This is a genomic window from Streptomyces sp. NPDC058470, assembly GCF_042721055.1.
Classification (GTDB): Bacteria; Actinomycetota; Actinomycetes; order Streptomycetales; family Streptomycetaceae; genus Streptomyces.
Genome location: NZ_JBHXMF010000023.1, coordinates 117,595 through 126,194, shown reverse-complemented (window position 1 = coordinate 126,194; position 8,600 = coordinate 117,595). Strand labels below are relative to the sequence as shown.

Annotated in this window: 8 protein-coding genes and 1 pseudogene; 6 read left to right on the top strand and 3 right to left on the bottom strand. The window is 71.1% G+C overall.

What is annotated here, in order from left to right; genetic code table 11:
• Positions 1-41: 41 nt before the first annotated feature.
• The 3 genes from ACFWP7_RS19065 to ACFWP7_RS19055 all read right to left on the bottom strand — a co-directional run bounded on the left by ACFWP7_RS19065 (position 42) and on the right by ACFWP7_RS19055 (position 1,586).
• Positions 42-269 (bottom strand): DUF3107 domain-containing protein, encoded by a 228-nt coding sequence (locus ACFWP7_RS19065; RefSeq protein WP_028801993.1) that lies wholly within the window; start codon positions 267-269, stop codon positions 42-44.
• Between the two features lie 192 nt (positions 270-461).
• Positions 462-1,103, bottom strand: a complete 642-nt coding sequence (locus ACFWP7_RS19060; protein ID WP_384382692.1) for a TetR/AcrR family transcriptional regulator — start codon at positions 1,101-1,103, stop codon at positions 462-464.
• 264 nt (positions 1,104-1,367) lie between these two features.
• Complete coding sequence (locus ACFWP7_RS19055; RefSeq protein WP_384382691.1) at positions 1,368-1,586, bottom strand: hypothetical protein; 219 nt, start codon at positions 1,584-1,586, stop codon at positions 1,368-1,370.
• 309 nt (positions 1,587-1,895) lie between these two features.
• Here ACFWP7_RS19055 and ACFWP7_RS19050 point away from each other — a divergent pair, with 309 nt between their 5' ends.
• From ACFWP7_RS19050 to ACFWP7_RS19025, 6 genes and pseudogenes are all read left to right on the top strand, one after another.
• The gene (locus ACFWP7_RS19050) at positions 1,896-2,945 is read left to right on the top strand and encodes an alpha/beta fold hydrolase (protein ID WP_384382690.1); all 1,050 of its coding nucleotides are present in this window, start codon (positions 1,896-1,898) and stop codon (positions 2,943-2,945) included.
• Positions 2,946-2,953: 8 nt separating this feature from the next.
• Complete coding sequence (locus ACFWP7_RS19045) at positions 2,954-4,360, top strand: DUF3152 domain-containing protein (protein ID WP_384382689.1); 1,407 nt, start codon at positions 2,954-2,956, stop codon at positions 4,358-4,360.
• Between the two features lie 42 nt (positions 4,361-4,402).
• Positions 4,403-4,858 (top strand): annotated as a pseudogene (locus tag ACFWP7_RS19040) (ATP-binding cassette domain-containing protein); the annotation flags it as partial.
• Positions 4,859-5,048: 190 nt separating this feature from the next.
• The gene (locus tag ACFWP7_RS19035) at positions 5,049-6,899 is read left to right on the top strand and encodes a DUF3492 domain-containing protein (protein WP_384382688.1); all 1,851 of its coding nucleotides are present in this window, start codon (positions 5,049-5,051) and stop codon (positions 6,897-6,899) included.
• Positions 6,899-8,398 carry a hypothetical protein gene (locus tag ACFWP7_RS19030; protein ID WP_384382687.1) on the top strand — a complete coding sequence of 500 codons (1,500 nt, stop codon included), beginning with the start codon at positions 6,899-6,901 and terminating at the stop codon, positions 8,396-8,398. The genes ACFWP7_RS19035 and ACFWP7_RS19030 overlap by 1 nt, the downstream gene beginning before the upstream one ends.
• Positions 8,395-8,600, top strand: a 206-nt coding sequence (locus ACFWP7_RS19025; RefSeq protein WP_384382686.1) for a hypothetical protein, incomplete at its 3' end; no start/stop codon positions are given. The genes ACFWP7_RS19030 and ACFWP7_RS19025, both read left to right, overlap by 4 nt.

The following is an 8,600-nucleotide window of genomic DNA, read 5'->3' as shown; positions in this document are numbered from 1 at the left end:
GTGGCAGTGCCACCGGGCCCCTCCTCATCCGCTCGCCAGAACTACAGCGCGCTGAATCCCACCTTGCGCTGAGTGGGCTCGCCGAGCTCCACGTACGCGAGGCGGTCGGCCGGAACCAGGACCTTACGGCCGTGGTCGTCCACGAGGCTCAGCAGCTGTGACTTGCCGGCCAGCGCTTCGGACACCGCGCGCTCGACCTCTTCCGGGGTCTGACCGCTCTCCAGAACGATCTCGCGGGGCGCGTGCTGCACGCCGATCTTGACCTCCACGGCTTTGTCCCTCCGACGGTCAGTGATGTGCGCGTGTGTCCGCGCCGTACGCAGCACACATTAGCCCGGTGAGGGGATGCGCATGCTCCGCCCAGGAACGCCAGGAGCGAACAGTGGGCGGGAACAAACGGACGGCCGGTTCCGAGCGGCGCGGACCGGCCGGTGGTCGACCCGTTCGCACGCGTCAGCCGGTCAGTGGTGATCCGTGCCGTGCAGGGGGAAACCCGCGATGCCCCGCCAGGCCAGTGAGGCCAGTAGCTGGACCGCATGCTCGCGCGGGACGCTGCGGTCGCTGTGCAGCCAGGACCGGGCGACGACCTGGGCCAGGCCGCCGAGGCCCGAGGCGAGGAGCATCGACTCGTCACGCGACAGGCCGGTGTCCCCCGCGATGACCTCGCAGATCGCCTCCGAGCACTGGTGCGTGACCTTGTCCACGCGCTCGCGGACCGCGGGCTCGTTCGTCAGGTCGGACTCGAAGACCAGCCGAAAGGCGCCGCCGTCGTCCTCGACGTACGCGAAGTAGGCGTCCATCGTCGCGTGTACACGCAGCTTGTTGTCCGTGGTGGACGCGAGTGCCGTCCGTACGGACTGGAGCAGGGACTCGCAGTGCTGGTCCAGCAGGGCGAGGTACAGGTCGAGCTTGCCCGGGAAGTGCTGGTAGAGGACCGGCTTGCTGACGCCCGCGCGCTCGGCGATGTCGTCCATGGCGGCCGAGTGATACCCCTGTGCAACGAATACTTCCTGGGCGGCGCCGAGGAGCTGGTTGCGTCGGGCACGGCGCGGCAGGCGAGTGCCCCGCGGGCGCGCTGCCTCTGTCTGCTCGATGGCTGTCACGCCGCCTCCCAAAATTGTCCACATGCGGTGAGCGCCGCGCCGCCATCGTACTTTTCGGTAACCGTGGTGTGCGCGGTGCGAGCGCACAATTTCACGTACCGGACGCCGAGCGGCAACGGCACATACGGTGCCGAAAGCGGGCGAGGCGGGCGCTTCGAGCTTTCTATGCCCTGATGGCCGGGCTGATCAGCGGCTCGCTTCCGGGGCGGCCGCGTCAAGGGCGGCCGTGCCGACAGCTCCGGCGGCGGCCGGGTCACCGGGCCGTCACCGGTAGTCGTCCTCGTCGAGTGTCACGACTCTGGCCTGCTCGGCGAGGTCCCCTTCGTCCGCGTTGGCGGGGTCCCCGGCCGTCGCCAGGTCGTCCTCCTGCGGTTCCAGGTCCGTGCGCTGTTCGGCCGCGTCGGCCTCGGGGGCCTCCGGGTCGAGCTCCTCGGGCTCGTCCTCGTTCGCGAATGTCTCGGGGTCTGTGGGGTCGACTGTCATGATTCCTCTTCCCGAGCGGTGCGCGTGATTCCCGAGCGGTATGCGCGTTCCCGGGCGATGCGCGTGATTCCCGAGCGGTGCGCGTGCGCTCCTGTACGAGATTCGCTCCTGTGCGAGATACGAGTGCCCCTGTCTGAGCCTAGGAGACACTCGATCGGGGCGCGATGTGATCCGTTCTCCATGGGCCCGCGGTCTCCGACGGCGAATGATGGCGATCTGTGACGCTGGATGTGGGTGACTTGTGACGTCGAACAGATCTGTGACGGCGAACACACGAACCACTGCGTGATCGTCTCGTAACATTGCCGCATGTCTTCGACCGAGCTGCCCTCCGTGCTGGCCACCACCCTCACACCGAAGGTCGGCGCCGTCAGGGTCGCGGAGGGTGAGCGGCTGAGGTCGGTCGGCCTGCCCGGGATCACGCTGACGGTGCGGTCGAGGCCGCCCGTGCGTGCGGGGCTGCCGCCCGCGTTGTACGTCCATGGCCTCGGCGGTTCCTCGCAGAACTGGTCGGCGCTGATGCCGCTGCTCGGCGACCTCGTGGACAGCGAGGCCCTCGATCTGCCGGGCTTCGGGGACTCGCCGCCGCCGGACGACGGGAACTACTCGGTCACCGGGCACGCGCGCGCGGTCATCCGTTACCTCGACTCCTCCGGGCGCGGACCCGTACATCTCTTCGGGAACTCGCTCGGCGGCGCCATCACCACGCGCGTCGCGGCCGTACGGCCCGATCTCGTCCGCACACTGACATTGGTCGCGCCCGCGTTGCCGGAGCTCCGGGCGCAGCGCACCACGTGGCCGACCGTGATGATCGCGCTGCCCGGGGTGGCGAGGCTGTTCACCAGGCTCACCAAGGACTGGAGCGCAGAGCAGCGCGTACGCGGGGTGCTGGCGCTCTGTTACGGGGATCCCGGCATGGTGACGCCCGAGGGGTTCCGCGACGCGGTCGAGGAGATGGAGCGGCGGCTCGCCCTCCCGTACTTCTGGGACTCCATGGCGCGGTCGGCGCGCGGCATCGTGGACGCGTACACGATGGGCGGCCAGCACGGGCTGTGGCGCCAGGCCGAGCGGGTCCTCGCGCCGACGCTCCTCGTCTACGGAGGCCGCGACCAACTCGTCTCCTACCGCATGGCCCAGCGAGCGGTCCGCGCCTTCCGGGACTCCCGGCTGCTGACGCTGCCGGACGCGGGGCACGTCCCGATGATGGAGTACCCGGAGACGGTGGCCACGGCCTTCCGTGAACTCCTCATGGACACCGGCGAGTTGACTCCTCCATCCGGTCCACCGGGTCCACCCGGTCAATCCGGTCCATCGACTTCATCGGGTTCGTCGTCGACCGCCGCCGGTGCGGGGAGCTGAGGGGGGTCGTGGGACGTCATAGCCGTCGGGGCCGGTCCGACGAGAGGGCCGACAAGGCCAGGAACACCGACAGTGCCGACAGCGTCGGCAGAGCGTCCGGGGCGGACGCCTCGCAGTCGGCCGCGGCGCCGGTCACCGGTCCTGGCGCGCCCGGCCCGATGCCTCCGACCGGCAGGGCGCCGGCTCACGGGATCCCACGACTCCCGGACGGGACTCCGGCGCACGGTGTGCCGCGCTTCCCGGACGGGACGCCCGCGAGTGGTGTCCCGCAGGTGCGCGGAGGCCATCCCGAGGCGCATGAACCGGGCGGTGGCTGGGGGCAGTTGAGGTCCGGCGCTCCCCAGGGTGTGGCGGCAGGTGTTCCGCAGGGCGGTGAGGCCGGGTATTACGGGCCGCGGATACCACCACAGCGTCACATGTCCGCGCCGAGTGTTCGGCAGGCCTACCTCGACGCCTTCGGCGGCGAACCCGACGAGGGCGACGACCTTTTCGCGTCCCGTACCGGCGCCGCGCGCCGCGGCGACCTCTACGCCTCCGTCACCGACTGGGGCACGGACGTCGACGCGCAGCCGCCGGCGGAGTTCGGGGAGCCGGGGAAGGGCAGGGCCGGCAAGGGGCGGACGTTCACCGGGATCGCGGCGGCCGCCGTCACCACCGTGCTCGCCGTCGTCGTGGCCGGACAGGTGGCCAGCGGACGGGAGGGCACCGGGAGCGAGGACACCGGAGTGCGCGCGCAGTCCACCAACGGTGGCAACCGCGGAGTCCTCGACGTCTCGGCGGCACCGGCCCCCTCGGTGGCACCGAGCGTGACGCCACTGACGTACGACCAGAAGATGACCAAGAAGTACGCGCTCGGCGCGACGCTCGACGGATCGGGGGAGTTCGACGCCGTCCCCGGGCTCGCCAAGGCGCCCGGCAAGGGGCAGAAGTTCACCTATCGCGTCGACGTGGAACAGGGGCTCGGTCTCGATGCCTCGCTCTTCGCGCAGGCCGTGCAGAAAACTCTGAACGACGACCGGAGTTGGGCCCACAACGGCGGCCGTACTTTTGAGCGGATTTCCTCCGGGAAGCCCGACTTCGTGATTACCCTGGCGAGCCCGGGCACCACCGCCGAATGGTGTGCCCTGTCCGGGCTCGACACGACCGAGGACAATGTGTCGTGCGACTCGGCGTCGACCGAGCGCGTCATGATCAACGCATACCGCTGGGCGCAGGGCTCCGAGACCTACGGTGACCAAATGCAGGCATACCGGCAGATGTTGATCAATCACGAGATCGGTCACCGGCTCGGATACAGCCACGTGACCTGCGACAAGGACGGCGAACTGGCCCCCGTGATGCAGCAGCAGACCAAATTCCTCGACCACGACGGGATCCACTGCAAGGCCAACCCCTGGCCCTATCCCGGGAGTTGATCGAGGTCCCAGGGGTCACGTCGACATGCGGCGAAAGTTCGGCGCATTCGGGGGCGCGTACGGGAGTTGCTGGAGCGCGTGGGGCTCGAAGGGTCGCACTACGACCGCTATCCGCACGAGTTCAGCGGCGGACAGCGCCAGCGCGTCGGCATCGCGTGGGCGCCCGCGGCCGAGCCGCACGCCATCGTGTGCGACGAACCGGTTTCCGCACTCGACGTCACCACCCAGGCCCAAGTGGTCGCCCTGCTCGCCGAACTGCAACGGGAACTCGGGCTCGCTCTGGTTTTCGTGGCCCACGACCTCGCCGTCGTACGCCAGGTCGGCGACCGGGTGGCCGTGATGCGGCGCGGGCGGATCGTCGAATACGGACTCGCCGACGAGGTGTACGAATCCCCGCGAGACCCGTACACAAAGCAGCTGCTGGCCGCCGTACCGGTGCTCGATCCGGAGATCGCTGCACAGCGCCGAACCGCCCGTCGGGCACTGGCCGTGGTCTAGCGAAACGTAACTGCTTGATCCCTTAGCGCGTAGGAACGCGACCTGCGCGGGAAAGTTACGACCGTTCACCCCTTTTGGTGGTGCGATGGACAACCGTCCGTCGCACCACCGCCATATCCGCATACGTTCGTCCCGCTGCGAGCCGCCGGGTCAACGGCGGCTCCCCATATGGGAGATCGGGGGTGCACACGTGCGCATCGGACTGCTTACGGAGGGTGGCTATCCGTATGTGAGCGGTGACGCCAGGCTCTGGTGCGACCGGCTCGTACGCGGGCTCGGGCAGCACGAGTTCGACATCTATGCGCTCAGCCGTAGCGAGCGCCAGGAGGACGAGGGCTGGATCCAACTGCCACCGCAGGTCAGCCGGGTACGGACGGCCCCGCTGTGGATGGCTGAGGACGACGGCGTGGTGTACGGGCGGCGGGCGCGGCGGCGCTTCGCCGAGGCGTACGGAGAGTTGGCCGCCGCCGTGTGCGAGGGGTCGGGGGCGGCCGTCGCCGATGCGGGGACCTCCGGCGACAGGGGCGCTGCTGGTGCTGGTGGCAGGAGGACCACTGGTGACGCGGGGGCTTTTGGCGACACGAGGACTTCTGGCGAGAGGGGGGCTTCTGGTGGCCTGGGGGCTTTTGGCGACGCGGGGGCTTCTGCCGGAGTTGAGGCGGACCGTTTCGGCAGTGCGCTGTACGAGCTCGCCGAACTTGCTCGAGACGAGGGCGGTCTGATCGGGGCGCTTCGCTCCGAGAGTGCCGTGCGTGCGCTGGAGCGTGCGTGTCGCGCACCCGGCGCACTCCGAGCCGCGCGCGCCGCACGTGTGCCCGATCTGCTCGCGGTCGCCGCCCACTTCGAGCGGGCACTGCGCCCCTTGTCCCTCGACTGGTACGAGGGCGACGGGCTCGACTCGGTCGACCTGTGCCACGCGACCGCCGGCGGCACGGCGGCCCTGCCCGGCCTCCTCGCGCGGCACTTCTCCGGGGTGCCCCTGCTCGTCACGGAGTACGGCGTGCAGTTGCGGGCGCACTACCTCGCGTCCGCCTCCGTCGGGAACGCCCCCGCCGTGCGGGCGTTGCTCGCCGCGTTCCACGGCAGGCTCACCGGCGAGGTGTATCGCGCGGCCGCTCTCCTCACACCCGGCAACACGCACGCCCGCCGCTGGCAGGAGCGGTGCGGCGCCGACCGCACCAAACTGCGCACCGTCTACCCCGGCATGGAGGCCTCCCGCTTCGCGGAGGTCGGGGAGAACACGGAGGCCGCCGGGTACGCGGACCCCGACACGCTGGTGTGGGTCGGCCGTATCGAACCCGCCAAGGACCTGATCTCCCTTCTGCACTCCTTCGCGGAGATCCGCAAAGAGGAGCCGAAGACGCGGCTGAGGATCGTCGGAGCGCCCGCCGACGGAGCGGACGGCGCGACCTACCTGGCCCACTGCAAGGCGCTGGCCGCGCAGCTCTTCCCCGACGAGGCGGACGGCGTCCACGCGGTCGGCGACAACCCGGTGTCGTTCGAGGAGATCGGCGGCCCGGAGGTCCCCAGCCTCCCGGAGGCCTACGCCTCCGGAGCCGTGATCGTCCTGTCCAGCGTGGTCGAAGGCTTCCCGATCAGCCTGGTGGAAGCCATGTTCTGCGGTCGCGCCACCGTCTCCACGGATGTGGGCGCGGTCGTCGAGGTCATCGGCGGTACGGGGCTTGTGGTGCCGCCGCGCAATCCGCGGGCGCTCGCTGAGGCGTGCGTGGCGCTGCTGCGCGACCCTGAGCGCCGTGAGCGCCTCGGCGCGGCCGCCCGCGCACGCGCCCTCGAACTGTTCACCGTCGAGCAGAACATCACAGCATTTCACGGCATTTACCTGGAGATCGTCTCGCACTCCCCGGTACGGCGCGTGGTCGTCGACGAGGCGGGAGAGCCGCTCCCCTTCGGTGTCCCCGCGGAGGCCCACGTGCCCGGCCGCTGGACCGAGGCCCGCCTGATGCCCACGGGCCGACCGCGCTGGGCGGCGGGCGCTCCGGTGCGTGCGACGGTTCCCGTCCCCGCCGGGGAGGGCGCGTGATGAACGAACTCGGAGAACTGGACCGTCCGGGGCGGCCGAGCAGCCCCGGCGCCTGGGACGCGCGGTCGGAGGAGTGGCTTGTGACGGGGGTTGGCGAGATGGCCGTACGGATTGAGAGCGGTGAGCGGGAGTTGGAGGCGAAGGCGAAGGCGGAGTCGGAGGCGGCATCTGCGTCTGCGTCTGCGTCGGAGGCGACTGAGGGAGGGGCGCGTGGGGCGCACGGGGTTGTGGACGGCGCGGACGCGGGAGCGAGTGGGGTGCGCGAGAGCGCGGGTGGCTTGAGCGAGCTTCTTGATGAGACTCGTGAGCCTCATGAGGAGACTCATGATGAGACTCATGAGGCGCTTGAAGGGGCCCGTGATGCCCTTGCGGAGGTTCGTGAGGCCTTTGGCGCGGCGCGCGACGGTGTAGGTGGCGCCGCGCGCAAAGCCGGCAGCAGGCGTGGTGCCGTGGACCCGGTGAAAGCCCTGATACACCGGCACCGGGAGCTCTGCGAACGGGCCGTGGACCCACTGGAGATCGCGGCGGGCCTTGAGGCACACGGGGTGACCGACCGGACCGCCGCGCGGTTCCGGCACCGGGACGTGTTCTCGCTCGCCGAGGAGTTGTACGCGCGCGTGCCCCGTGACGGGGAGTCCACGCAGCGCTCCGCGCCCTCCGGGCCTCTGTGGGTGCGCGCCGACTGGGCCGCGCTCGCCCTGCTGCCGGGCGCCCTGTGCGCGGCGGCCGTGACCGGGGTGCGGGTCACCGAAGGGCAGCCGCGCCTGGTGGTCGCCGTGGTCGGCGCCCTCGCTGTGGCACTCGGCCTGCGCGTCGCCCTCCGCCGCGGCCCCCTGAGCGTCACGCACCACACGACGAGCGGCACCCGTGCGTGGACATGCTGGCTGATCGCGTACGCCCTCCTTGGCGACGGGCTGCTGAGCGCCGGTGTCGAAGGTGGCCCCGACGGCCCGTGGCCCCTGGCCGGCGCACCCGTCCTTGCCCTTGCCCTGGCCTGCGCCCCGGCAGCCTGGTGCGCGCACCTCTTCGCCGTACGCGCCCGCCGCAGGCTGGCCGCCAGCCGCGGCCTGGAGGAGTTCGCGGCCTCCGTGCAGCCCCTGCTCCTCGGGGTGTTCGGGCTCTTCCTCTGCGCCCTCGGCGGGCTGCTCGCCCTGTGCGGGGCCGCGCTCGACGAGTCTGCCGGGTACGCCGGAGCCGGTGCCCTCGGCGCGCTGCTCCTGCTCGCCCGGCTGCTCGCGGCGCGCGGCTTCACCCACGCCCCGGCCGTCGTCCTCGCCACCGCGGGTGCCGTCGAGGCGACCGCCCTGGCCACCGTCTTCGCGGGCCGCCTCCCCGGCTGCGCGTTCCTGTCGGTACCCGTCGACACGGTCGTCGTCGCCTGGGGCCCGGGCGCCGTCCCTGCCCTGATGTGCGGCGCGGCCACCCTCGTCCTCCTCATCCACTCCACCCGCACGCTGACCCGAGCCTCTGCCCACGCCCTCCCCTGCGGGGCGACATGACCAGCCGACGGGGCGGTGAGCGCTCTGCCCTGGAGACCGGTACCGGTTCACGGGCAGACCCGAGCCTCGGCTCGCGCCCAGGCATGCAGGCTGCCTCGCGGGTAGACCTGTGGACCGGCTCAGGGGGAGAGCCCGAGTCCGGCACGGGGGTGGACCTGTGGACCGGCTCGCGCGCAGCCCTGAAGGCGGGCTCGGGGGAAGA